This window comes from Enterobacter cancerogenus (assembly GCF_019047785.1).
Lineage (GTDB): Bacteria > Pseudomonadota > Gammaproteobacteria > Enterobacterales > Enterobacteriaceae > Enterobacter > Enterobacter cancerogenus.
Genome location: NZ_CP077290.1, coordinates 2,393,098 through 2,419,654, shown reverse-complemented (window position 1 = coordinate 2,419,654; position 26,557 = coordinate 2,393,098). Strand labels below are relative to the sequence as shown.

At 56.5% G+C, this 26,557-nt stretch carries 18 protein-coding genes and 2 rRNA genes; 16 read left to right on the top strand and 4 right to left on the bottom strand.

Annotated elements, in window-relative coordinates:
* The first annotated feature begins 102 nt into the window (after positions 1–102).
* From I6L58_RS11380 to aceK, 6 genes are all read left to right on the top strand, one after another.
* Positions 103–3,008, top strand: a 23S ribosomal RNA gene (locus tag I6L58_RS11380).
* 72 nt (positions 3,009–3,080) lie between these two features.
* Positions 3,081–3,196: ribosomal RNA gene (gene rrf / locus I6L58_RS11375) — 5S ribosomal RNA — on the top strand.
* A 176-nt stretch (positions 3,197–3,372) separates the two neighbouring features.
* Positions 3,373–4,302 carry a homoserine O-acetyltransferase MetA gene (gene metA, locus I6L58_RS11370; RefSeq protein WP_088209282.1) on the top strand — a complete coding sequence of 310 codons (930 nt, stop codon included), beginning with the start codon at positions 3,373–3,375 and terminating at the stop codon, positions 4,300–4,302.
* A gap of 271 nt (positions 4,303–4,573) precedes the next feature.
* The gene (gene aceB / locus I6L58_RS11365; protein ID WP_088209283.1) at positions 4,574–6,175 is read left to right on the top strand and encodes a malate synthase A; all 1,602 of its coding nucleotides are present in this window, start codon (positions 4,574–4,576) and stop codon (positions 6,173–6,175) included.
* 31 nt (positions 6,176–6,206) lie between these two features.
* The gene (aceA, locus tag I6L58_RS11360) at positions 6,207–7,511 is read left to right on the top strand and encodes an isocitrate lyase (RefSeq protein ID WP_042321216.1); all 1,305 of its coding nucleotides are present in this window, start codon (positions 6,207–6,209) and stop codon (positions 7,509–7,511) included.
* Positions 7,512–7,576: 65 nt separating this feature from the next.
* On the top strand, positions 7,577–9,337 hold the full coding sequence (gene aceK / locus I6L58_RS11355; RefSeq protein WP_006177532.1) for a bifunctional isocitrate dehydrogenase kinase/phosphatase: 1,761 nt from the start codon (positions 7,577–7,579) through the stop codon (positions 9,335–9,337).
* 21 nt (positions 9,338–9,358) lie between these two features.
* On the opposite strand, the gene iclR is transcribed toward aceK, so the two are convergent.
* Positions 9,359–10,186: a glyoxylate bypass operon transcriptional repressor IclR gene (gene iclR, locus I6L58_RS11350; RefSeq protein WP_140418827.1), complete on the bottom strand. Its 828-nt coding sequence runs from the start codon at positions 10,184–10,186 to the stop codon at positions 9,359–9,361.
* 192 nt (positions 10,187–10,378) lie between these two features.
* Here iclR and metH point away from each other — a divergent pair, with 192 nt between their 5' ends.
* The 5 genes from metH to rluF all read left to right on the top strand — a co-directional run bounded on the left by metH (position 10,379) and on the right by rluF (position 17,673).
* Positions 10,379–14,062: a methionine synthase gene (gene metH, locus I6L58_RS11345; protein ID WP_088209284.1), complete on the top strand. Its 3,684-nt coding sequence runs from the start codon at positions 10,379–10,381 to the stop codon at positions 14,060–14,062.
* Positions 14,063–14,279: 217 nt separating this feature from the next.
* On the top strand, positions 14,280–15,911 hold the full coding sequence (locus I6L58_RS11340; protein WP_088209285.1) for a Na/Pi cotransporter family protein: 1,632 nt from the start codon (positions 14,280–14,282) through the stop codon (positions 15,909–15,911).
* 145 nt (positions 15,912–16,056) lie between these two features.
* Entirely contained in the window at positions 16,057–16,407 is a 351-nt protein-coding gene (locus tag I6L58_RS11335) for a type II toxin-antitoxin system RelE/ParE family toxin (RefSeq protein WP_088209286.1), read from the top strand.
* A 2-nt stretch (positions 16,408–16,409) separates the two neighbouring features.
* Positions 16,410–16,748 (top strand): helix-turn-helix domain-containing protein, encoded by a 339-nt coding sequence (locus I6L58_RS11330; protein WP_088209287.1) that lies wholly within the window; start codon positions 16,410–16,412, stop codon positions 16,746–16,748.
* A 52-nt stretch (positions 16,749–16,800) separates the two neighbouring features.
* Positions 16,801–17,673 carry a 23S rRNA pseudouridine(2604) synthase RluF gene (gene rluF, locus I6L58_RS11325; RefSeq protein WP_006177527.1) on the top strand — a complete coding sequence of 291 codons (873 nt, stop codon included), beginning with the start codon at positions 16,801–16,803 and terminating at the stop codon, positions 17,671–17,673.
* Here rluF and I6L58_RS11320 read toward each other — a convergent pair whose 3' ends face one another.
* The 3 genes from I6L58_RS11320 to lysC all read right to left on the bottom strand — a co-directional run bounded on the left by I6L58_RS11320 (position 17,674) and on the right by lysC (position 20,384).
* A complete protein-coding gene (locus I6L58_RS11320; protein WP_088209288.1) occupies positions 17,674–17,946 on the bottom strand; it encodes a DUF3811 domain-containing protein in 273 nt (90 codons plus the stop codon).
* A 50-nt stretch (positions 17,947–17,996) separates the two neighbouring features.
* On the bottom strand, positions 17,997–18,941 hold the full coding sequence (panS, locus tag I6L58_RS11315) for a ketopantoate/pantoate/pantothenate transporter PanS (RefSeq protein ID WP_058610082.1): 945 nt from the start codon (positions 18,939–18,941) through the stop codon (positions 17,997–17,999).
* A 93-nt stretch (positions 18,942–19,034) separates the two neighbouring features.
* On the bottom strand, positions 19,035–20,384 hold the full coding sequence (gene lysC / locus I6L58_RS11310) for a lysine-sensitive aspartokinase 3 (RefSeq protein WP_006177503.1): 1,350 nt from the start codon (positions 20,382–20,384) through the stop codon (positions 19,035–19,037).
* A gap of 375 nt (positions 20,385–20,759) precedes the next feature.
* On the opposite strand from lysC, the gene pgi reads away from it, so the two are divergent.
* The 5 genes from pgi (at position 20,760) to I6L58_RS11285 (ending at position 26,550) form a co-directional block, all read left to right on the top strand.
* The gene (gene pgi / locus I6L58_RS11305) at positions 20,760–22,409 is read left to right on the top strand and encodes a glucose-6-phosphate isomerase (RefSeq protein ID WP_088209289.1); all 1,650 of its coding nucleotides are present in this window, start codon (positions 20,760–20,762) and stop codon (positions 22,407–22,409) included.
* Positions 22,410–22,772: 363 nt separating this feature from the next.
* Positions 22,773–23,015: an exopolysaccharide production protein YjbE gene (yjbE, locus tag I6L58_RS11300; RefSeq protein ID WP_006177501.1), complete on the top strand. Its 243-nt coding sequence runs from the start codon at positions 22,773–22,775 to the stop codon at positions 23,013–23,015.
* A gap of 63 nt (positions 23,016–23,078) precedes the next feature.
* Complete coding sequence (locus I6L58_RS11295; protein ID WP_088209290.1) at positions 23,079–23,717, top strand: YjbF family lipoprotein; 639 nt, start codon at positions 23,079–23,081, stop codon at positions 23,715–23,717.
* Positions 23,711–24,454 (top strand): capsule biosynthesis GfcC family protein, encoded by a 744-nt coding sequence (locus I6L58_RS11290; RefSeq protein WP_390881730.1) that lies wholly within the window; start codon positions 23,711–23,713, stop codon positions 24,452–24,454. The genes I6L58_RS11295 and I6L58_RS11290 overlap by 7 nt, the downstream gene beginning before the upstream one ends.
* Positions 24,454–26,550, top strand: a complete 2,097-nt coding sequence (locus tag I6L58_RS11285) for a YjbH domain-containing protein (RefSeq protein ID WP_006177496.1) — start codon at positions 24,454–24,456, stop codon at positions 26,548–26,550. Before I6L58_RS11290 ends, I6L58_RS11285 begins: the two co-directional genes overlap by 1 nt.
* Positions 26,551–26,557 lie beyond the last annotated feature (7 nt).

The window sequence follows — 26,557 nt, the reverse complement described above, 5'->3', positions numbered from 1 at the left end:
TAAAAATCTGGATCAAGCTGAAAATTGAAACGACACACATGTTATGTGTGTTCGAGTCTCTCAAATTTTCGCAATCAGAAGTGAAACATCTTCGGGTTGTGAGGTTAAGCGACTAAGCGTACACGGTGGATGCCCTGGCAGTCAGAGGCGATGAAGGACGTGCTAATCTGCGAAAAGCGACGGCGAGGTGATATGAACCTTTGACCCGTCGATGTCCGAATGGGGAAACCCAGTGCAATTCGTTGCACTATCTTTAACTGAATACATAGGTTAACGAGGCGAACCGGGGGAACTGAAACATCTAAGTACCCCGAGGAAAAGAAATCAACCGAGATTCCCCCAGTAGCGGCGAGCGAACGGGGAGCAGCCCGGAGTCTGAATCAGCTTGTGTGTTAGTGGAACGGTCTGGAAAGTCCGACGGTACAGGGTGATAGTCCCGTACACGAAAGCACACTTGCTGTGAACTCGAAGAGTAGGGCGGGACACGTGGTATCCTGTCTGAATATGGGGGGACCATCCTCCAAGGCTAAATACTCCTGACTGACCGATAGTGAACCAGTACCGTGAGGGAAAGGCGAAAAGAACCCCGGCGAGGGGAGTGAAAAAGAACCTGAAACCGTGTACGTACAAGCAGTGGGAGCCTCTTTTATGGGGTGACTGCGTACCTTTTGTATAATGGGTCAGCGACTTATATTCTGTAGCAAGGTTAACCGTATAGGGGAGCCGAAGGGAAACCGAGTCTTAACTGGGCGTTAAGTTGCAGGGTATAGACCCGAAACCCGGTGATCTAGCCATGGGCAGGTTGAAGGTTGGGTAACACTAACTGGAGGACCGAACCGACTAATGTTGAAAAATTAGCGGATGACCTGTGGCTGGGGGTGAAAGGCCAATCAAACCGGGAGATAGCTGGTTCTCCCCGAAAGCTATTTAGGTAGCGCCTCGTGAACTCATCTTCGGGGGTAGAGCACTGTTTCGGCTAGGGGGCCATCCCGGCTTACCAACCCGATGCAAACTACGAATACCGAAGAATGTTATCACGGGAGACACACGGCGGGTGCTAACGTCCGTCGTGAAGAGGGAAACAACCCAGACCGCCAGCTAAGGTCCCAAAGTCATGGTTAAGTGGGAAACGATGTGGGAAGGCACAGACAGCCAGGATGTTGGCTTAGAAGCAGCCATCATTTAAAGAAAGCGTAATAGCTCACTGGTCGAGTCGGCCTGCGCGGAAGATGTAACGGGGCTAAACCATGCACCGAAGCTGCGGCAGCGACGCTTATGCGTTGTTGGGTAGGGGAGCGTTCTGTAAGCCGTTGAAGGTGTGCTGTGAGGCATGCTGGAGGTATCAGAAGTGCGAATGCTGACATAAGTAACGATAAAGCGGGTGAAAAGCCCGCTCGCCGGAAGACCAAGGGTTCCTGTCCAACGTTAATCGGGGCAGGGTGAGTCGACCCCTAAGGCGAGGCCGAAAGGCGTAGTCGATGGGAAACAGGTTAATATTCCTGTACTTGGTGTTACTGCGAAGGGGGGACGGAGAAGGCTATGTTAGCCGGGCGACGGTTGTCCCGGTTTAAGCATGTAGGCGGAGGTTCCAGGTAAATCCGGTACCTTTTAACGCTGAGGTGTGATGACGAGGCACTACGGTGCTGAAGTAACAAATGCCCTGCTTCCAGGAAAAGCCTCTAAGCATCAGGTAACACGAAATCGTACCCCAAACCGACACAGGTGGTCAGGTAGAGAATACCAAGGCGCTTGAGAGAACTCGGGTGAAGGAACTAGGCAAAATGGTGCCGTAACTTCGGGAGAAGGCACGCTGATATGTAGGTGAAGCCCCTGCGGGTGGAGCTGAAATCAGTCGAAGATACCAGCTGGCTGCAACTGTTTATTAAAAACACAGCACTGTGCAAACACGAAAGTGGACGTATACGGTGTGACGCCTGCCCGGTGCCGGAAGGTTAATTGATGGGGTTAGCGGCAACGCGAAGCTCTTGATCGAAGCCCCGGTAAACGGCGGCCGTAACTATAACGGTCCTAAGGTAGCGAAATTCCTTGTCGGGTAAGTTCCGACCTGCACGAATGGCGTAATGATGGCCAGGCTGTCTCCACCCGAGACTCAGTGAAATTGAACTCGCTGTGAAGATGCAGTGTACCCGCGGCAAGACGGAAAGACCCCGTGAACCTTTACTATAGCTTGACACTGAACACTGGTCCTTGATGTGTAGGATAGGTGGGAGGCTTTGAAGCGTGGACGCCAGTCTGCGTGGAGCCATCCTTGAAATACCACCCTTTAATGGCTGGTGTTCTAACGTGGACCCGTTACCCGGGTTGCGGACAGTGTCTGGTGGGTAGTTTGACTGGGGCGGTCTCCTCCCAAAGAGTAACGGAGGAGCACGAAGGTTAGCTAATCCTGGTCGGACATCAGGAGGTTAGTGCAATGGCATAAGCTAGCTTGACTGCGAGAGTGACGGCTCGAGCAGGTGCGAAAGCAGGTCATAGTGATCCGGTGGTTCTGAATGGAAGGGCCATCGCTCAACGGATAAAAGGTACTCCGGGGATAACAGGCTGATACCGCCCAAGAGTTCATATCGACGGCGGTGTTTGGCACCTCGATGTCGGCTCATCACATCCTGGGGCTGAAGTAGGTCCCAAGGGTATGGCTGTTCGCCATTTAAAGTGGTACGCGAGCTGGGTTTAGAACGTCGTGAGACAGTTCGGTCCCTATCTGCCGTGGGCGCTGGAGAATTGAGGGGGGCTGCTCCTAGTACGAGAGGACCGGAGTGGACGCATCACTGGTGTTCGGGTTGTCATGCCAATGGCACTGCCCGGTAGCTAAATGCGGAAGAGATAAGTGCTGAAAGCATCTAAGCACGAAACTTGCCCCGAGATGAGTTCTCCCTGAGACTTTAAGTCTCCTGAAGGAACGTTGAAGACGACGACGTTGATAGGTCGGGTGTGTAAGCGCAGCGATGCGTTGAGCTAACCGATACTAATGAACCGTGAGGCTTAACCTTACAACGCCGAAGCTGTTTCGGCGAAGAGACAGACAATCAAATTTCAGCTTTGATACAGATTAACAGAATTTGCCTGGCGGCTTTAGCGCGGTGGTCCCACCTGACCCCATGCCGAACTCAGAAGTGAAACGCCGTAGCGCCGATGGTAGTGTGGGGTCTCCCCATGTGAGAGTAGGGAACTGCCAGGCATCAAACAAGAAGAACCCCGTACCGTAAGGTGCGGGGTTTTTTGCTTTTGGCTTTATTTCTCTCCGTGAAACTTTCTCACCTTCCTCTTGCAGACTCGACATTCGGGCCGGATCTCGGTATCGTTAGCTGTCTGGATGTCTAAACGTTTATACGTATGCTTTGAGGATTCAACGATATGCCGATACGGGTGCAGGACGAGCTACCAGCCGTCAATTTCTTACGTGAAGAGAACGTCTTTGTCATGACGGCTTCACGCGCGACAGGTCAGGAAATTCGCCCGCTGAAGGTGCTCATTCTCAATCTGATGCCAAAGAAGATTGAAACAGAAAACCAGTTCCTGCGCCTGCTCTCCAACTCTCCGTTACAGGTTGATATCCAGCTGCTGCGTATCGATGCCCGCGAGTCGCGCAACACGCCTTCTGAGCATCTGAATAACTTCTACTGCAACTTCGATGATATCCGCGATGAAAACTTCGATGGGCTGATTGTCACCGGCGCGCCGCTGGGTCTGGTGGAGTTCAATGACGTTGCCTACTGGCCGCAGATCAAACAGGTGCTGGAGTGGGCAAAAGATCACGTCACCTCCACGCTTTTCGTCTGTTGGGCGGTTCAGGCTGCACTGAATATCCTCTACGGTATTCCTAAACAAACCCGCACCGAAAAACTCTCTGGCGTATACGAACACCATATCCTGCACCCTCATGCGCTGCTGACGCGCGGTTTTGACGATTCTTTCCTCGCGCCGCACTCCCGTTACGCAGACTTCCCGGCGCAGCTGATCCGCGATTATACCGATCTTGAGATCCTCGCTGAAACGGAAAACGGGGATGCGTACCTGTTCGCCAGTAAAGACAAACGTATCGCCTTTGTCACGGGCCATCCTGAATACGATCCCGATACCCTCGCATCTGAATTTTTCCGCGATCTCGAGGCGGGCCTTAACCCGGATGTCCCGTACAACTACTTCCCAAAAAACGATCCGCAGAACACGCCCCGGGCGACTTGGCGCAGCCACGGAAATCTGCTGTTCACTAACTGGCTCAACTATTACGTCTACCAGATCACACCATACGATCTGCGTCATATGAATCCGACGTTAGAGTAATCCGCTACCTGAAACGATCCTAAAGCGTTTCAGCTGTCCATATCAGGCACCTTCGGGTGCCTTTTTTATTTCCGAAATCCCAACCATCTATAAATAAAACTTTAATATCAATTTAATCAAGTGGTTAAAGAACTTTAAAATTAAAAATGGAAATTGTTTTTGATTTTAGAAAAATTACAGATAGTCTTAATTCTGCTGAGCGAAAACCGCACAACGATCTTTCGTTCGCATTGGGGGTGTGTTTTTTGGATCTTTAATGAGGAGCAGAATGATGACTGAGCAGGTAAACACAGCCGATGAACTGGCCTTTAACCAGCCGCAGGGTGAGCAGGAACAGCAGATCTTGACCCCGGAGGCCGTCGAGTTCCTGACCGAGTTGGTGACACGCTTTGCGCCACAGCGTAATAAACTGCTGGCGGCACGCGTTCACCAGCAGCAGGAAATTGATAACGGGAAGCTGCCTGGTTTTATTTCGGAAACTGCTTCCATTCGTCGCGGTGAGTGGACGATCCGCGGTATCCCTGATGACTTACAGGATCGTCGCGTCGAGATCACCGGCCCGGTCGAGCGCAAGATGGTGATCAATGCCATGAACGCCAACGTTAAAGTGTTTATGGCCGATTTTGAAGACTCGCTGGCTCCCGACTGGCGTAAGGTGATCGAGGGGCAGATTAACCTGCGCGACGCCGTGAATGGCACCATCAGTTACACCACCGAAGCCGGGAAAATCTATCAGCTTAAACCCGATCCAGCCGTGCTGATCTGCCGTGTACGCGGTTTACACCTGCCTGAAAAGCATGTTACCTGGCGCGGAGAAGCCATCCCGGGCAGCCTGTTCGATTTTGCATTCTATTTCTTCCACAACCATAAAAAGCTGCTGGCGAAAGGCAGCGGCCCCTATTTCTATTTGCCGAAAACGCAGGCCTGGCAGGAGGCCGCCTGGTGGAGTGAGGTGTTCAGCTATGCGGAGGATCGCTTCGACCTGCCTCGCGGCACCATCAAAGCCACGCTGCTGATCGAAACGCTGCCTGCCGTATTCCAGATGAATGAAATCCTGCACGCGCTGCGTGACCATATTGTTGGCCTGAACTGCGGGCGCTGGGACTATATCTTCAGCTATATCAAAACCCTGAAAAACCATCCCGACCGCGTGTTACCGGATCGTCAGGTCGTCACCATGGATAAACCCTTCCTGAGCGCCTACTCGCGCCTGCTGATCAAGACCTGCCACAAGCGCGGCGCCTTTGCGATGGGCGGTATGGCGGCGTTTATCCCGAGCAAAGATCCTGAGCGCAACAATCAGGTGCTCAACAAGGTAAAAGCCGATAAAGAGCTGGAAGCCCTCAATGGCCACGACGGTACGTGGATTGCCCACCCGGGCCTGGCCGATACGGCGATGGAGGTATTTAACCGCGTGCTCGGCGACAACAAAAATCAGCTGTTTGTCACCCGTGAAAACGATGCTCCCACGGCTGAAGAGCAGCTGCTCGCCCCGTGCGAGGGCGAACGCACCGAAGAGGGCATGCGCGCCAATATTCGCGTTGCCGTGCAGTACATCGAGGCGTGGATCTCCGGTAACGGCTGCGTCCCAATCTACGGCCTGATGGAAGATGCGGCTACGGCGGAGATCTCACGCACCTCTATCTGGCAGTGGATCCATCACCAAAAAACGCTCAGCAACGGTAAGCCCGTCACCAAAGAATTGTTCCGCCAGATGCTGGCTGAGGAGATGCGGGTGATCCAGGACGAGCTGGGCGAGCACCGCTTCAGCAGCGGACGCTTTAACGAGGCTGCCCGCCTGATGGAGCAAATCACCACTTCAGATGACTTAATCGACTTCCTTACCCTGCCGGGCTACCGCTTCCTGGCGTAATTCACCACATAACAATATGGAGCATCTGCACATGAAAACCCGTACCCAACAGATCGAAGAGTTACAGAAAGAGTGGACACAACCGCGCTGGGAAGGCATCCGTCGCCCCTACAGCGCAGAGGAAGTGGTGAAATTACGCGGCTCGGTCAACCCGGAATGCACGCTCGCACAGCATGGTGCGGCAAAAATGTGGGCACTGCTGCACGGCGGTGCCAAAAAAGGCTACATCAACAGCCTGGGCGCGCTGACCGGGGGGCAGGCGCTGCAGCAGGCGAAGGCCGGGATTGAAGCCATCTATCTTTCAGGCTGGCAGGTTGCAGCAGATGCCAACCTGGCCTCCAGTATGTATCCGGATCAGTCGCTCTACCCGGCGAACTCCGTGCCGTCGGTGGTTGATCGGATCAACAACACCTTCCGCCGTGCGGATCAGATCCAGTGGGCGGCAGGTATCGAGCCAAACGATCCGCGCTTTGTTGACTACTTCCTGCCGATCGTTGCGGATGCAGAAGCCGGTTTTGGCGGCGTGCTCAACGCATTCGAGCTGATGAAATCGATGATTGAAGCCGGTGCAGCGGCCGTTCACTTCGAAGACCAGCTGGCGTCGGTGAAGAAGTGTGGGCACATGGGCGGCAAGGTGCTGGTTCCGACACAGGAAGCGATTCAGAAGCTGGTTGCAGCGCGTCTGGCAGCCGACGTGCTTGGCGTGCCCACGCTGGTGATCGCCCGTACCGATGCGGACGCGGCTGATCTGATCACCTCTGACTGTGACCCGTACGACAGCGAGTTTATTACCGGCGAGCGCACCAGCGAAGGGTTCTATCGCACCCATGCGGGTATAGAGCAGGCCATCAGCCGCGGCCTGGCCTATGCGCCTTACGCAGACCTTGTCTGGTGTGAAACCTCCACGCCGGACCTGGCGCTGGCTAAACGTTTTGCCGATGCCATCCATGCCAAATATCCGGGCAAACTGCTGGCCTACAACTGCTCGCCGTCCTTCAACTGGCAGAAGAAACTGGACGACGAGACGATCGCCAGCTTCCAGCAGCAGCTCTCGGATATGGGCTACAAATACCAGTTCATCACCCTGGCGGGGATCCACAGCATGTGGTTCAACATGTTCGACCTGGCGCACGCTTACGCGCAGGGCGAGGGCATGAAGCACTATGTTGAGAAGGTACAACAGCCAGAGTTCGCCGCCGGCAAAGACGGCTATACCTTTGTGTCGCACCAGCAGGAGGTGGGAACCGGCTACTTCGATAACGTCACCACCATTATCCAGGGCGGAACCTCCTCCGTCACCGCGTTAACGGGTTCAACTGAAGAAGCCCAGTTCTGATATTTCCCCTTCATCCCGGCCCTCTCCGGGCGAGAGGGTTAGGGTGAGGGGTACTGGAGGAAAATATGCCGCGTGGCCTGGAATTACTGATAGCACAGACTATTTTGCAGGGCTTCGACGCCCAGTATGGTCGTTTTCTGGAGGTCACCTCGGGCGCGCAGCAACGCTTCGAGCAGGCCGACTGGCATGCGGTTCAGCAGGCCATGAAGCAGCGTATTCATCTCTACGATCATCACGTAGGGCTTGTGGTGGAGCAGCTGCGCTGTATCACCGACGGCAAAAGCCCGGACGCGGCGTTTCTGCTGCGCGTGAAAGAGCAATACACCCAGTTGTTGCCCGATTACCCTCGCTTCGAGATTGCAGAGAGCTTTTTTAACTCTGTCTATTGCCGGTTATTTGACCACCGCTCGTTATCTCCCGAGCGGCTATTTATTTTCAGCTCCCAGCCGGAGCGCCGATTTCGTACTATCCCGCGCCCGCTGGCGAAAGATTTTTTTCCCGATCGCGGCTGGGAACCGCTGCTCCATCGCGTGTTAACGGACCTGCCCCTGCGTTTGCCCTGGGAAAATAAAACCCGGGATATCGGCTATATCATCGCGCATCTCATCGAAACCTTTGGCGCAGAGGTGCTCAGGAACAGCCATTTACAGGTGGCCAACGAGCTTTTCTACCGCAATAAAGCGGCCTGGCTGGTCGGCAAGCTGGTTACGCCCTCCGCCACCGTGCCGTTTCTGCTGCCCATTCACCGCACCGATGAAGGTGAACTGTTTATCGATACCTGCCTGACCACCAGCGCAGAGGCCAGCATTGTGTTCGGCTTTGCCCGGTCCTATTTCATGGTATACGCTCCGCTGCCTGCGGCGCTGGTTGAATGGCTGCGCGAGATCCTGCCGGGTAAAACCACCGCCGAGCTGTACATGGCGATTGGCTGTCAGAAACACGCCAAAACCGAAAGTTACCGGGAATACCTTCACTATATCGCCAGCGCGGATGAGCAATTTATCGAAGCCCCCGGCATCCGCGGGATGGTGATGCTGGTTTTCACCCTGCCGGGCTTTGACCGCGTGTTTAAGATCATCAAAGACACATTCGCCCCGCAGAAAGAGATGACCGCCGCCCACGTCCGCGCCTGCTATCAGCTGGTGAAAGAGCACGACCGCGTCGGACGCATGGCCGATACCCAGGAGTTCGAAAATTTCGTGCTGGATAAACAGCAGATCGATCCGGCGCTGATGGCGCTGTTAATGCAGGAAGCGCCGGGGAAGATCACCGATCTGGGGGATAAAATCGTGATTGGCCACCTTTATATCGAGCGCCGTATGGTGCCGCTCAATATCTGGCTTGAGCAGTCAGAAGGCCAGGCGCTACGCGATGCGATTGAAGAGTACGGTAACGCCATCCGCCAGCTTGCCGCCGCCAATATTTTCCCTGGCGATATGCTGTTTAAAAACTTTGGCGTGACGCGCCACGGTCGGGTGGTGTTCTACGATTACGATGAAATTTGCTATATGACTGAGGTGAATTTCCGCGATATTCCCCCGCCGCGCCACCCGGAGGATGAGCTGTCCGGTGAGCCGTGGTACAGCGTCTCGCCGGGCGATGTGTTTCCCGAGGAGTTTCGCCACTGGCTGTGCGCTGACCCGCGTATCAGGCCATTATTTGAGGAGATGCACGACGACCTGTTCCGCGCCGACTACTGGCGCGAACTGCAAACGCGGATCAAGAACGGGCACGTTGAAGACGTTTACGCCTACCGCCGCAAGCAGCGGTTTAGCATCCGGTTTTCTCCAGGAGAAGGGCTCGAATGTAGGCCGGGTAAGGCGTAGCCGCCTCCCGGCAAACCCATCTTAACGGATCCCACCGTACGCCAGCGTCACCTCTTTCGCCGCCTTAATCACCAGCGCGCCCAGCTCCGTTACGCGGTCGTCGGTCATGCGTGAGATCGGCCCGGAAATCGAAATGGCGGCGAACGGCTCGCGATGCTCGTCAAAAATACAGGCCGCCAGGCAGCGCAGACCCAGGGCGTGCTCTTCGTCATCAAACGAATAGCCGCGCTTACGTGTCAGGGCTAAATCTTCTTTCAGGTGCACCGGCGAAACCAGGGTGGCGTGGGTGTAGGCGTGTAGTCCTTTGCGGTGCAGCAACCCCGTCACCTGCTCTTCGCTGAGCTGCGACAAAAATGCTTTTCCCGCGCCGGAGGCGTGCATCGGCAGCTTGCCGCCAATCGGGGCGGACATGCGCATCAGCTGCGTACATTGGACCTGGTCGATAATGACCGCCTGATGATCGCTCTGGTCCAGCACGGCCAGGTTCACCGTCTCGCCGGAGTCCTCCATCAGCTTGCGCAGAATAGGGTGGACAATCGCCAGCAGATTACGGCTCTGCAGGAAGCTGCTCCCCACGATAAACGCATGTGCGCCCACCGCCCAGTGCCCCAGCTCGCCGACCTGGCGGACGAAGCCCAGCTGCTGCATGGTGGTCAGCAGGCGGTGTGTGGTGGAGTTGGGAAGCCCGGCCTGCTGCGCCAGTTCCGTGAGGGCCACGCTGCCGTGCGAATCGGCTATCCATTCCAGCAGCTTCAAACCCCGCGTCAGCGATTGAACCTGTCCGCCGGGTTGCGCTGAGGGGGTGGCAGCAGGTTTTCTGCCGCGTTTAGCGGGAACGGTCGCGACCATGGGCAACTCCTTTTTCTGTATCGTGGAAATCATTTTCGTTTTATTTGGTGAATTTGCAACCGTATCCTGACTGATCGGAGGAGTGATGGTGAACATGTCTCATGTTACCGCTGAGTGACTTTTCCGCCCTGCGAGAATATGCCAGTATGGACCGCAGCCTTTTGGCCATGTTGAGCGTTGTCGGGAGCAAGTGTGAGCAGCAAAGTAGAGCAACTGCGTGCGCAGTTAAATGAACGAATTCTGGTGCTGGACGGCGGCATGGGCACCATGATCCAGGGCTATCGCCTCAGTGAAGACGATTTCCGCGGCGAACGCTTTGCCGACTGGCCATGCGATCTCAAAGGCAACAATGACCTGCTGGTGTTAAGCAAACCGCAGGTGATTGCCGATATCCACAACGCCTACTTTGAGGCGGGTGCCGATATCGTTGAAACCAACACCTTTAACTCGACAACCATCGCCATGGCGGATTACCAGATGGAATCCCTGTCGGCGGAGATCAACTTCGAGGCGGCAAAGCTGGCGCGCGCCTGCGCCGATGAATGGACCGCCCGCACGCCGGACAAACCGCGCTACGTTGCCGGTGTGCTTGGCCCGACGAACCGCACCGCGTCGATCTCACCGGACGTGAACGATCCGGCGTTTCGTAATATCACTTTTGACCAGCTGGTGGTCGCCTACCGGGAATCGACCAAAGCGCTGGTGGAAGGCGGGTCCGACCTGATCCTGATTGAAACGGTATTCGACACCCTTAACGCCAAGGCCGCCATCTACGCGGTGAAAGCGGAGTTCGAGGCGCTGGGCGTGGACCTGCCGATCATGATTTCCGGCACCATCACCGACGCCTCCGGGCGCACGCTCTCCGGCCAGACGACGGAGGCGTTTTACAACTCTTTGCGCCATGCCGACGCGCTCACCTTCGGCCTGAACTGCGCGCTGGGGCCAGACGAACTGCGCCAGTATGTGCAGGAGTTGTCCCGCATCGCGGAGTGCTACGTCACCGCGCACCCGAACGCCGGGCTGCCAAACGCCTTTGGCGAATACGATCTGGATGCGGACACCATGGCGGCGCAAATCCGCGAGTGGGCCGAGTCTGGCTTCCTGAACATCGTTGGCGGCTGCTGCGGCACCACGCCGGCGCACATCGCCGCCATGAGTAACGCGGTGGCAGGGCTACCGCCGCGTAAGCTGCCTGAGCTTCCGGTTGCCTGCCGTCTCTCCGGTCTTGAGCCGTTAACCATTGGCGATGAAAGCCTGTTTGTGAACGTGGGCGAGCGTACTAACGTGACCGGTTCTGCAAAGTTCAAACGGCTGATTAAAGAAGAGAAATACAGCGAAGCGCTGGACGTGGCGCGTCAGCAGGTGGAGAGCGGCGCGCAGATTATCGATATCAACATGGATGAGGGGATGCTCGACGCCGAAGCGGCGATGGTGCGTTTCCTGAACCTGATCGCCGGTGAGCCGGACATCGCCCGCGTGCCGATCATGATCGACTCCTCCAAATGGGACGTCATCGAAAAAGGGCTGAAGTGTATTCAGGGCAAAGGCATCGTTAACTCGATTTCGATGAAAGAGGGCGTCGAGAGTTTTATCCATCATGCGAAGCAGGTACGTCGCTACGGCGCCGCCGTGGTGGTGATGGCCTTTGACGAAGTCGGCCAGGCCGATACCCGCGAGCGCAAAATTGAGATCTGCCGCCGCGCGTACAAAATTTTGACCGAAGAGGTGGGCTTCCCGCCGGAAGACATCATCTTCGACCCGAACATCTTCGCCGTGGCAACCGGCATTGAAGAACATAATAACTACGCGCAGGACTTTATCGGCGCGTGCGAAGACATCAAACGCGAGCTGCCGCACGCGCTGATCTCAGGCGGCGTCTCCAACGTCTCGTTCTCGTTTCGCGGTAACGACCCGGTACGCGAGGCGATCCACGCCGTGTTCCTTTACTACGCCATCCGTAACGGGATGGACATGGGCATCGTCAACGCCGGGCAACTGGCCATTTATGACGACCTGCCCGCCGAACTGCGCGACGCGGTGGAGGATGTGATCCTTAACCGTCGCGACGACGCTACCGAACGCATGCTGGATCTGGCTGAGAAATACCGCGGCAGTAAATCCGATGAGGCGGTAAACGTTCAGCAGGCCGAGTGGCGCGCCTGGGACGTGAAAAAGCGTCTGGAGTATTCGCTGGTTAAAGGCATCACCGAATTTATTGAATTCGACACCGAAGAGGCCCGCCAGCAGGCAACGCGCCCGATAGAAGTGATTGAAGGCCCGCTGATGGACGGCATGAACGTGGTCGGCGACCTGTTTGGCGAAGGCAAAATGTTCCTGCCGCAGGTGGTGAAGTCCGCACGCGTGATGAAACAGGCGGTGGCCTACCTTGAGCCGTACATCGAAGCCAGCAAAGAGAAAGGCTCCAGCAACGGCAAGATGGTGATCGCCACCGTCAAGGGCGACGTGCACGACATCGGCAAGAATATCGTCGGCGTGGTTTTGCAGTGTAACAACTACGAGATTATCGACCTTGGCGTGATGGTCCCGGCGGATAAAATCCTCAAAACCGCGCGGGAAGTGAACGCCGACCTGATTGGCCTCTCCGGGCTGATTACCCCGTCGCTGGACGAGATGGTCTTTGTTGCCAAAGAGATGGAGCGTCAGGGCTTTACTATTCCGTTGCTGATCGGCGGGGCGACCACCTCAAAAGCGCACACGGCGGTGAAAATCGAACAGAACTACAGCGGGCCGACGGTGTACGTGCAGAACGCCTCGCGCACCGTGGGCGTGGTGTCCGCGCTACTGTCCGACACCCAGCGCGATGAGTTCGTGGCGCGTACCCGAAAAGAGTACGAAACCGTGCGCATCCAGCACGGGCGCAAGAAACCGCGCACGCCACCGGTCTCGCTTCAGGCGGCGCGTGAAAACGATCTGGCATTCGACTGGTCAGCCTATACGCCGCCGGTAGCGCATCGTCTGGGCGTGCAGGACGTCACTGCCAGCATTGAAACGCTGCGCAACTACATCGACTGGACGCCGTTCTTTATGACCTGGTCGCTGGCAGGCAAATACCCGCGCATTTTGGAAGATGAGGTGGTGGGCGAAGAGGCAAAACGTCTGTTTAACGATGCCAACGACATGCTCGACAGGCTGAGCGCGGAGAAAACGCTCAACCCGCGCGGCGTGGTGGGCCTGTTCCCGGCGAACCGCGTGGGGGACGATATCGAAATTTATCGCGATGAAACCCGCACCCACGTGCTGGCGGTGAGCCATCACCTGCGCCAGCAAACGGAGAAAGTGGGCTTTGCCAACTACTGCCTGGCGGATTTCGTCGCACCGAAGTTAAGCGGTAAAGCCGACTATATCGGCGCGTTTGCCGTGACCGGTGGGCTGGAAGAGGACGCGCTGGCAGAGGCGTTCGACGCGCAGCATGATGATTACAATAAAATCATGATCAAAGCGATTGCCGACCGTCTGGCGGAAGCCTTCGCCGAATATCTGCACGAGCGCGTGCGCAAGGTGCACTGGGGCTACGCGGCGAATGAAAACCTGAGCAACGAAGAGCTGATCCGCGAAAACTATCAGGGCATTCGTCCGGCACCAGGCTATCCTGCCTGCCCGGAGCACACCGAGAAGGGGACGATCTGGAAACTGCTGGACGTGGTGGCGCATACCGGGATGAAGCTCACCGAGTCCTTCGCCATGTGGCCGGGCGCGTCTGTCTCCGGCTGGTACTTTAGCCATCCGGACAGCAAATACTTTGCGGTGGCACAGCTTCAGCGCGATCAGGTAGAAGACTACGCCCTGCGCAAAGGGATGAGCGTGTCGGAAGTGGAGCGCTGGTTAGCCCCTAATTTGGGCTACGACGCAGACTGACGTCACCTTTCCTTACAACAAACAGGGCGCTCATCAGGCGCCCTGTCTCTTTCTTACATTTAAACCCTTATACTGGAAGAAGGTTCTGGCCATATTGCCCGGTGGCGCTGCGCTTACCGGTCCTGTGCGTAGGCCGGATAAGGCGTAACCGCCATCCGGCAAGACAGCGCGCAGTAAACCTCAGGAAAACAGATAACGATAAGGAGGAACACTTTCCGTGCTGACGTTGTTACATCTGCTCTCTGCAGTCGCACTGCTGGTGTGGGGCACTCATATTGTCCGCACCGGCGTGATGCGCGTGTTTGGCGCGCGTTTACGCACCGTTCTCAGCGGCAGCGTTGAGAAGAAGCCGCTCGCCTTTTGCGCGGGCATCGGCGTAACGGCGCTGGTGCAAAGCAGTAATGCGACCACCATGCTCGTCACCTCGTTTGTGGCGCAGGATTTGGTGGCGCTCGCCCCGGCGCTGGTGATTGTTCTCGGTGCCGATGTCGGGACCGCGCTGATGGCGCGCGTGCTGACCTTCGATCTCTCCTGGCTGTCGCCGCTGCTGATATTTATCGGCGTGATTTTCTTCCTGAGCCGTAAGCAGAGCCGTGCCGGGCAGCTTGGCCGCGTGGGCATTGGCCTTGGGCTGATCCTGCTGGCACTGGAGCTGATTGTGCAGGCGGTGACGCCGATCACCCAGGCCAACGGGGTGCAGGTCATCTTTGCCTCCCTGACCGGCGATATCATGCTGGATGCGCTCATCGGCGCGGTGTTCGCCATCGTCAGCTACTCGAGCCTGGCAGCCGTGCTGCTGACCGCGACGCTTACCGCCGCAGGGGTCATTTCCTTCCCGGTGGCGCTCTGTCTGGTGATCGGTGCCAACCTTGGTTCGGGCCTGCTGGCGATGCTCAACAACAGCGCCGCCAACGCCGCCGCACGCCGCGTGGCGCTCGGCAGCCTGCTGTTTAAGCTGGTGGGCAGCCTGATTATCCTGCCGTTTGTCCATCCGCTGGCGAACCTGATGGATAACCTGCCGCTGCCGAAAGCCGAGCTGGTGATCTATTTCCACGTCTTCTACAACCTGGTGCGTTGCCTGACGATGGTCCCCTTCGCCGCGCCGATGGCCCGTTTCTGCGAGCGCCTCATTCGGGATGAACCCGAGCTGGACGCCCGCCTGAAACCGAAGCATCTTGATACCTCCGTGCTGGATACCCCGGCGCTGGCTATTGCCAACGCCGCCCGCGAAACGCTGCGCATGGGCGATGCGATGGAAACTATGCTCGAAGGGCTGCAAAAAGTGATGCATGGCGAGCCGCGCGAGGAGAAAGAGCTGCGAAAGCTGGCGGACGACATCAACGTGCTCTATACCGCCATCAAGCTCTATCTGGCGCGCATCCCGCAGGACGAGCTGGCGGAAGAGGAGTCCCGCCGCTGGGCGGAAATCATCGAAATGTCCCTCAACCTGGAGCAGGCCTCAGATATCGTCGAGCGCATGGGCAGTGAAATTGCGGATAAATCCCTTGCCGCGCGTCGCGCCTTCTCCGTTGAAGGGCTTAAGGAGCTGGAGGCGCTGCATGAGCAGCTGGTCAGCAACCTGAAGCTGGCGCTGTCGGTCTTCTTCTCCAGCGACGTACCGAGCGCGCGTCGGCTGCGGCGCAACAAGCACCGCTTCCGCATTCTCAACCGCCGCTATTCGCACGCCCACGTTGAGCGTCTGCATCAGCAAAACGTGCAGAGCATTGAGACCAGCTCCCTGCACCTGGGGCTGCTGGGCGATATGAAACGTCTTAACTCGCTGTTCTGCGCGGTGGCCTACAGCGTAATGGAGCAGCCGGACGAAGATGACGAGCGGGATGAGTATTAATCTCTGAAAGCGCCTCGCAGTTTGCTTTCGTCAGGCGTGACGACATCCTTTCCCAACTGTAACGTTGCATCGCGGGTAAAGCACTTATCCGCGCTGCGACGTTTTTATGTTTTTGGGTGTATAAAATTTTATACAAGGATGTGGTATGCTTTCACAAAGGCCGGCAATGCGGCCTATCGCATGGATGGGAAGTGCGTACGACGATTTGCTCGGCTTCCCGGAAGAGATTCGAAGAGACGCGGGTTATCAACTGCACCGCCTGCAGTCTGGTCTGGAGGCCGCAGACTGGAAGCCCATGTCAGAGATTGGCAAAGGCGTTGCTGAAATTCGGCTTCGGGGAAATACAGGGGCATTTCGTATTCTTTACCTGGCCCGTTTTGACGACGCTGTGTATGTACTTCATTGCTTTAACAAGAAAACACAGCGGACATCAGGCCAGGATAAACAGATTGCAAAGGTACGTTTGCATGCGGCGCTTGATGCCCGGAGGGGTTAAAGATGGGAAAGAACATTGATACTAAAATTCGCCATGTGACGGCGGCAGACGCCAACATTTTTGCCGAGCTGGGGTTTGACAGGGATGAGGCTGAACGGTTACGGGAAAAAGCTGGCAAGGAAGTGGAGCAACTGCTGGCGATCAAGCGACAGCTTATGCTGGAAATCTCCACGTGGATCGCTGAAAACAAGCTGCGCCAGGCTGACGCAGCGGCAAGACTGAACGTCTCCCGCCCACGTGTCTCCGACGTTGTGAACCTTAAAACGAGCAAGTTTACGCTTGATACGCTGGTCATGATGCTGAGTAAACTTGGAAAACCTGTCTCAGTTACCGTGGGCTAATCTTTTTACCAGCCCAAACCTAAGGTATATTTCGCCCTTCACAGGAGAAACTATGCTGCCAACTCAATCAACCCGATTAAACAAATACATTAGCGAGAGCGGGATCTGCTCACGTCGCGAGGCGGACCGTTACATTGAACAAGGTAACGTGTTCCTCAACGGCAAACGCGCCACCATCGGCGACCAGGTTGTTCCTGGCGATGTGGTCAAAGTGAATGGTCAGCTCATTGAACCGCGTGATGCAGAAGACCTGGTATTTATCGCGTTGAACAAACCGGTTGGTATCGTCAGTACCACGGAAGATGGCGAGCGGGACAATATTGTGGATTTTGTTAACCACAGCAGCCGCATCTTCCCGATTGGGCGTCTGGATAAAGACTCTCAGGGGCTGATTTTTCTCACCAACCACGGCGACCTGGTGAACAAAATTCTGCGCGCCGGTAACGATCACGAGAAAGAGTACATCGTGACGGTGAACAAGCCGGTCACGGACGAGTTCATCCGTGGTATGGGCGCGGGGGTGCCGATTCTGGGCACCGTAACGAAGAAGTGCAAGGTTAAGAAAGAAGCACCGTTTGCGTTTCGCATTACCCTGGTGCAGGGTCTGAACCGTCAGATCCGCCGCATGTGCGAGCACTTTGGGTATGACGTGACGAAGCTGGAGCGCACCCGCATCATGAACGTGAGCCTGTCCGGCATTCCGCTGGGCGAGTGGCGTGATTTAACGGATGACGAGCTGATCGAGCTGTTCAGGCTTATCGAAAATTCGTCGTCCGAAGCGAAGCCGAAGGCCAAAGCCAAACCGAAAACCCAGGCCATTAAACGCCCGGTGGTAAAGGCTCCGCCAGCGGAAGAGAAAGGGCGAGGCAAGCCGGCGAACGGGAAACGCTTCGCGCAGCCGGGCCGTAAAAAGAAAGGGCGCTAATTAGCGCCTTCCGCGTGTCGAGGTTGTGGCAGACCAGGAAAATGTCGCCTCTCTATCGGGTTTATACGCCTGCTCTTTTTTCAGTTTGCGGGCTTTTTTCGCTTCGGCGTCGCGCTGCGCCATCAGCTTGTCGATGTACTCTTTTTTAACCTGATTGGTTTCGGCGTTGGTCAGCGTGCGGCCATGCGCGATGCGGGCGCGGTCAAGAAGCGTTTTGAGTTCGCGCTGCTCGGCTTCCGTCATGTCTTTCTGGGTCAGTCGTGGTGTCGCCATTGCTGGAACCTCCTGATGGGGAGGCTCCAGTGTAAAGCATGTGACGTCAATTAACGTTGTTCCACCACATCTTTTTTCGCGGGTTCATCAATCGGCTTGCCTGACCAGTAGCCCGCCAGCAGCGAGCCGGACAGGTTATGCCAGACGGAGAACAGCGCGCCCGGCAGGGCCGCCAGCGGCGAGAAGTAAATCTTACCGAGCGCCGCCGCCAGGCCGGAGTTCTGCATCCCTACCTCGATCGCCAGCGTGCGGCAGGTCGACTCGTCAAAGCCAAACAGCTTACCGCCCCAGTAGCCGCCTAACAGGCCGATGGTGTTATGCAGCACCACCGCGATGATGACAACAAAGCCCACGGACGCAATGTGCGAGGCGGAACCGGCCACCACAGCGCTGATGATCGCCAGAATGCAGACCATCGAAAAGGCGGGAAGATACGGCTCGATCGCTTTCACTACGCGGGGGAACAGGTGGTGAATCACCAGACCCAGCGCAATCGGGATCACCACAATTTGCAGAATGCTTAGCAGCATGCCCATCACGTCAACCTGAATGTGCGCGTCCACGTACAGGCGGGTGAGCAGCGGCGTGGCAATCACCCCTACCAGCGTGGAAACGGACGAAATGGTTACCGAGAGCGCGACGTCACCTTTTGCCAGATAGATCATCACGTTGGATGCCGTACCGCTGGCGACGCTTCCCACCAGCACCATTCCAGCGGAGAGGTCGGGCGGCATCTTAAAAGCCATGGCCAGCAGCCACGCGGCGAGCGGCATCACCAGATAGTGCAGGAAAATCCCTGCGGCGACAGGGGCGGGGCGCGACAGCACGCGCTTAAAATCGTCAATTTTCAGGTGCACGCCCATGCCGAGCATAATCAGCATAAGCAGAGTGGTGACCCACGGGCCAATGCCAGTGAAGGTGCCAGGGGTGTAATACGCGAGTACAGACAGCAGCAGCGCCCATAACGGGAACAGCCGGGTGATGGCGGATAACATAATGAATTCCTTGCAGTATTGTCGTGTTGTTTAGTTATAAAAAAGCCGGGTCTGAGCCCGGCTTATCGATATTGTTTAACGTGCTAACGAATTTTATTCAAACAAATTCTGATGAAGTTTTTGCACTACCTGCTCCGCCTGATCCGCAGGCACCAGGAAGCAGAGGTTATAGCTGGACGCGCCGTAGCAAATCATGCGGATGCTGAACGGGTCGAGCACGCCGAAGACCTCTTTGCCTACGCCGCAGGCGCGGGACAGCTTGTTGCCGATGATGGCAACCAGCGCCAGATCCTCTTCCACTTCAACGCGGCACAGCTCCGACAGCTCAATCAGCAGCGACTGGGTCAGCAGGGTGTCACCGGTGGAGGTGGAGCCGGTGGTGTCCAGCGTCAGCGCGATGCTCACTTCGGAAGTGGTGATCAGGTCTACGGAGATATTATGGCGCGCCAGGATGCCGAACACTTCCGCCAGGAAACCACGGGAGTGCAGCATATTATGGCTGTGCAGCGTGACCAGCGTCTGGCGGCGACGCAGGGCCAGAGCGCGGAACAGCGGCGGGTTTTCGGTTTTTTTGCAGACCAGCGTTCCGCCCGCCTGTGGATCTTTGCTGGAGCCCACGAACACCGGAATATCGCTGCGTACCGCGGGCAGCAGGGTTGCCGGGTGCAGCACCTTCGCGCCGAAGGTCGCCATTTCGGCGGCCTCTTCAAAGGCAATGACGTCAATGCGTTTCGCAGCAGATACCACGCGCGGGTCGGTGGTGTAGATACCCGGCACGTCCGTCCAGATATCCACGCGGGTGGCATGCAGGGCTTCGCCAAGCAGGGCGGCGGTGTAGTCGCTGCCGCCACGGCCCAGAGTCGTGGTGCGGCCTTTGGCCTCGCTGCCGATAAACCCCTGAGTGATGACGATACCCTCTTCCAGACGCGGCGCAAGCTGCTGGCTGGTCAGTTCGGCCAGCGCTTCCACATCCGGCTCGGCGCGGCCAAAACGGTCGCTGGTGCGCATTACTTTACGCACGTCAAACCACTGCGCCTGGATATTGCGCTCGCGCATGATCTCAACGAACAGCAGAGTCGACATCAGTTCGCCATGGCTGACCAGTTCATCGGTCAGGGCGGTTGAGGTCGCCAGAGAGGCGGCTTCCGCCAGCGTGGTGATGTTTTCCAGCAGGCGTTCCACTTCTTCGCGGATGACGTTCGGATTCTGCAGACGTTCAAGAATATCGAACTGAATTTTGCGCAGCGCATCCAGCTTCACGAACCGTTCCGTCGCTTCCAGTCCTTCAGACAGAGAAACCAGCAGGTTCGTCACGCCAGCGGAGGCAGAAAGCACCACCATGCGGGTATTCGGATCGGCCAGCACCACATCGGCGCTGCGGTTCATGGCGTCGTAATCCGCCACACTGGTGCCGCCAAACTTGGCGACCACAAAACTCGTCATAACAACCTCGTGTCAGGGAATGAATAAAGCGACCTTGGCACAAGAGTGAAACGAAAGCAGGTGCAGGCGCAAAATACGGCCCTATAAATAAAATGCGGGGGAGGTCCTGTCAATGCTGGGATTATGCGGATTTTTTATGGGGGGGTACCCCTCAGTAACAGGACTAATAACAGGGCCATATTTTATGCTTCGTTTTGCCGCAACGGGGGGCATATTTACCCACCCCAGAGGGGCCATCCAGCAGCTATACTTTTCGGGTCTTTTCACCTGCGTTTGATGCAGACCAGGGCAATGGCATAAAAACCATCACAATTTTTATTTGCAGGCGCTACAATCGACCGCAGTCACAATTCTCAAATCAGAAGAGTATTGCTAATGAAAAACATCAACCCAACGCAGACCTCTGCCTGGCAGGCATTACAGAAACATTTTGATGAAATGAAAGACGTCACCATCGCGGATCTGTTCGCGAAAGATGCCGATCGTTTCAGTAAGTTCTCCGCGACCTTCGATGACCTGATGCTGGTGGATTTCTCCAAAAACCGCATCACCGAAGAGACGCTGGCTAAGCTGCAGGATCTGGCGAAAGAGACTGAACTGGCTGACGCCATCAAATCCATGTTCTCCGGTGAGAAAATTAACCGTACCGAAGATCGCGCCGTACTGCACGTTGCGCTGCGTAACCGCAGCAACACGCCGATTATCGTTGATGGCAAAGACGTGATGCCAGAAGTCAACGCGGTACTGGAGAAGATGAAAACCTTCTCCGAATCCATCATCTCCGGAAGCTGGAAAGGCTACACCGGGAAAGCCATCACCGACGTGGTCAACATCGGTATCGGCGGTTCTGACCTCGGTCCGTTCATGGTGACCGAAGCGCTGCGTCCGTACAAAAACCACCTCAACATGCACTTTGTCTCGAACGTAGATGGTACCCACATTGCCGAAGTGCTGAAGACGGTTAACCCGGAAACCACGCTGTTCCTGGTGGCATCCAAAACCTTCACCACCCAGGAAACCATGACCAACGCCCACAGCGCGCGCGACTGGTTCCTGAAAACCGCAGGTGACAACAAGCACGTGGCGAAACACTTCGCAGCGCTTTCTACCAACGGTAAAGCGGTGGGCGAGTTCGGCATCGACACGGCGAATATGTTTGAGTTCTGGGACTGGGTTGGCGGCCGCTACTCTCTGTGGTCCGCGATTGGCCTGTCCATCATCCTGTCCGTTGGCTTCGACAACTTCGTTGAGCTGCTCTCCGGCGCGCACGCGATGGATCAACACTTCGCCACCACCGCACCTGAGAAAAACCTGCCAGTGCTGCTGGCGCTGATTGGCATCTGGTACAACAATTTCTTCGGCGCTGAAACCGAAGCGATCCTGCCGTACGATCAGTATATGCACCGCTTTGCGGCCTATTTCCAGCAGGGCAACATGGAATCCAACGGTAAATACGTTGACCGTAACGGCAACGCGGTGGATTACCAGACTGGCCCAATCATCTGGGGCGAACCGGGCACCAACGGCCAGCACGCGTTCTACCAGCTGATTCACCAGGGCACCAAAATGGTACCGTGCGATTTCATCGCCCCGGCTATCACACACAACCCGCTGTCCGACCACCATCCTAAGCTGCTGTCTAACTTCTTCGCGCAGACTGAAGCGCTGGCGTTCGGCAAATCACGTGAGGTGGTAGAGCAGGAATACCGCGATCAGGGTAAAGATCCGGCGACGCTGGACCACGTTGTGCCGTTCAAGGTGTTCGAAGGCAACCGCCCAACCAACTCCATCCTGCTGCGCGAAATCACCCCGTTCAGCCTGGGGGCGCTGATTGCGCTGTATGAGCACAAAATCTTCACGCAGGGCGCGATCCTGAACATCTTCACCTTTGACCAGTGGGGCGTAGAGCTGGGCAAACAGCTGGCAAACCGCATTCTGCCGGAGCTGGGTGATGATAAAAACGTCGACAGCCACGACAGCTCAACGAATGGTTTGATTAACCGTTATAAAGCATGGCGTGCGTAATTAATATGTCATGAAAAAAGCCGGCGTAATGCCGGCTTTTTTATCGGATAATTCCGCATGTCTGTTAGTTAACTCAAATTCCTGCTGTGAGTTTAATCTGAAAAAGGCTGTAAACCATTTAGTTACTGCGGTTTATTTTAGGAATATACGCAGGTGCGTTATTATTGCATTAATTATATCTTCATGTTTTTAAACATTTTTATATTAGATTAATTATTCTTAACCATCCGTTTTAACCAATAATCTGAAAACCCTTCTGCTATTTCCTCATGCGGTAATCCCTCTGCTTTAGTTGTGTATACTCGATTCCGCCTGAATTTCTTTTCGGGCAAATCTCCATTCATTCATTGAAGGGAAATTGTTATGAAGAAAGTACTGTATGGCATTTTTGCCATATCTGCGCTTGCGGCGACATCTGTCTATGCGGCTCCGGTTCAGGTCGGAGAAGCGGCAGGGTCGGCAGCGACGTCTGCGTCTGCGGGGAGTTCTACCGCATCCAGCACGAGCACCGTAAGTTCAGCCGTGGGTGTCGCGCTGGCGGCAACCGGTGGCGGTGATGGCTCCAATACCGGAACCACGACCACTACGACGACCAGCACCCAGTAATACCGGGTGTTTTAATCATAACCACACTTCGGTGTGGTTATTTCGCCCCTTCGGAGAAGAGTCGTGAAGCGACCTGCAATCATCCTGATTTGCCTGCTGTTGCAGGCATGCTCGGCCACCACTAAAGGGCTGGGACATTCCCTGTGGGACAGCATGTTTGGCACGCCGGGCGTGCATCTGACCGATGACGAACTGCAGAACATGCCCTATGCCAGCCAGTACATGCAGTTAAACGATGGCCCGCAGCTGTTTGTGGTGCTCGCTTTCGATGAAAACGGGCAGCAGAAATGGGTGACGCAGGATCAGGCCACCATCGTGACGCAGCATGGCCGGATTGTGAAAACGCTGCTCGGCGGTGACAACCTGCTGGAGGTAAATAATCTCGCAGCCGATCCGCTCATCAAGCCTGACCAGGTCATCGACGGCGCAAGCTGGACGCGCACGATGGGCTGGACCGAGCACAAGCAGGTGCGCTACGCCACGGCCCGCTCGACCTTCCGCTGGGACGGTACGGACAGCGTGCAGGTGGGCAGCGACGAAACGCAGGTTCGCGTGCTGGATGAAGAGGTGAAAACCGATCAGGCGACCTGGCACAACCGCTACTGGGTGGACGAAGAGGGGCAGATCCGTCAGTCCCTGCAGTTCCTCGGCGCCGGTTTCTTCCCGGTGAAAACCACCCTGATCAAGGCGGCGAAATCATGAAAAAGACCGTTATCGCCATCGTGCTGCTCGCCGGCTTTGCCGCGCCGCTGGCCTGGTCTGCGGGCACCGTGAAGGTATACACGCCGGAGAACGCGCAGCCTAAAACCTTAACCAACGCCGGACACCTGCTCGATCTCGTCGGGCAACCGAGGCTGGCCAATAGCTGGTGGCCCGGCGCGGTGATCGGCGAGCGGCAGGCGTCGGTTGAGGCCGAACAAAAGCATAACGCGCTCCTCGCCCGACTGACCGGGTTAGCCAGTCAGGAAGATGGTGATGACGCCGCCGCCATCAACAGCGTACGTCAGCAGCTTCAGGCGCTGAAGGTCACCGGACGCCAGACGATAAACCTCGATCCCGATGTCGTGCGCGTGGCGGAAAAGGGGAATCCGGCGCTGGAAGGGGAATACACGCTCTGGCTGCCGACGCAGCCGTCAACCGTCACCGTAATGGGGCTCATCAGCAGCCCGGGCAAAAAGCCTTTTACGCCGGGCCGCGACGTGGCGAGCTATCTCGACGAGCAAAGCCTGCTCAGCGGGGCGGATAACAGCTACGCCTGGATCGTCTATCCGGACGGGCATACCCAAAAAGCGCCCGTGGCGTACTGGAATAAGCGCCATATTGAACCCATGCCCGGCAGCGTGATTTTTGTCGGTTTTGCCGACCATTTCTGGACGAAGGCGTATGACGGGCTGAATGCCGATATCCTTCATTCCCTGACGCAGCGGATCCCGGATTAATGAAAAAAACCTATCTCTACAGCATGCTGGCGCTGTGCGTCAGCGCCGCCTGCCATGCAGAAACCTGGCCCGCGCCCATCGGCCCGTCGCAATCCGATTTTGGCGGCGTCGGTTTACTGCAAACGCCTACCGCGCGGATGGCGCGTGAAGGTGAAATCAGCCTTAACTACCGCGATAACGATCAGTATCGCTACTACTCTGCGTCGGTGCAGCTGTTCCCGTGGCTCGAAACCACGCTGCGCTATACCGACGTGCGCACGAAACAGTACAGCAGCGTCGACGCATTCTCCGGCGATCAAACCTATAAAGACAAAGCCTTCGACGTGAAGCTGCGCCTGTGGGAAGAGAGCTACTGGATGCCACAGGTCTCCGTCGGCGCGAAAGATATCGGCGGTACCGGCCTGTTTGATGCGGAATACGTTGTGGCCAGCAAAGCCTGGGGACCGTTTGATTTCTCACTCGGCCTCGGCTGGGGCTACCTCGGTACCAGCGGCAACGTCAAAAACCCGTTCTGCTCCTACAGCGACAAATATTGCTACCGGGATAACAGCTATAAAAAAGCCGGCTCCATCAACGGCGACCAGATGTTCCACGGCCCGGCCTCGCTGTTTGGCGGCATCGAATACCAAACGCCGTGGCAACCGCTGCGCCTGAAGCTGGAGTATGAAGGGAATAACTACAGCGAAGATTTCGCCGGGAAGATTGAGCAGAAGAGCAAGTTTAACGTCGGTGCCATTTACCGCGTCACCGACTGGGCCGACGTTAACCTCAGCTACGAGCGCGGCAATACAGTGATGTTTGGCTTCACACTGCGCACCAACTTTAACGATATGCGTCCGCACTATAACGACAATGCCCGGCCTGCGTACCAGCCGGAGCCGCAGGACGCCATCATCCAGCACTCCGTCGTCGCCAACCAGCTGACGCTGCTGAAGTACAACGCCGGATTTGCCGATCCGAAGATCCAGACTAAGGGCGATACGCTCTACGTTACCGGCGAGCAGGTGAAGTATCGTGACTCGCGCGAAGGGATCGAACGCGCTAACCGGATCGTTATGAACGATCTGCCCGAGGGGATCCGCACGATCCGCGTAACGGAAAACCGCCTTAACCTGCCGCAGGTGACCACGGAAACCGACGTTGCCAGCCTGCGTCGTCATCTTGAGGGCGAACCGCTGGGGCATGAAACCGAGCTGGTTCAAAAACGCATCGAGCCGGTCGTGCCGGAATCGACCGAGCAGGGCTGGTACATTGATAAATCGCGCTTTGATTTCCACATCGACCCGGTGCTGAACCAGTCCGTCGGCGGGCCGGAAAACTTCTACATGTACCAGCTTGGCGTGATGGCAACCGCGGATCTGTGGGTTACCGACCACCTGCTGACCACCGGCAGCCTGTTCGGCAACATTGCCAACAACTACGACAAGTTCAACTACACCAACCCGCCGAACGACTCGAAGCTGCCGCGCGTGCGTACCCGCGTGCGTGAATATGTGCAGAACAACGCCTACGTGAACAATCTGCAGGCCAACTACTTCCAGTACTTCGGCAACGGTTTTTACGGCCAGGTGTACGGCGGCTATCTGGAAACCATGTACGGTGGCGCGGGGGCGGAGGTGCTTTACCGCCCTGTCGACAGCAACTGGGCGTTCGGCATTGACGCCAACTATGTGAAACAGCGTGACTGGCGCAGCGCCCAGGACATGATGAAGTTCACCGACTACAGCGTCAAAACGGGCCATCTCACCGCCTACTGGACGCCGTCGTTCGCCCAGGATGTGCTGGTCAAAGCCAGCGTCGGCCAGTATCTGGCAGGCGACAAGGGCGGCACGCTGGACATCTCGAAACACTTCGACAGCGGCGTGGTCGTGGGCGGCTATGCCACCATCACTAACGTTTCGCCGGACGAATACGGGGAAGGGGATTTCACCAAAGGCGTGTATGTCTCGATTCCGCTGGATCTGTTCTCGTCAGGCCCAACCCGCAGCCGTGCCGCCGTGGGCTGGACGCCGCTGACGCGCGACGGGGGCCAGCAGCTTGGACGTAAGTTCCAGTTGTATGACATGACCAGCGATAAGAACATTAACTTCCGTTGATGCTGCT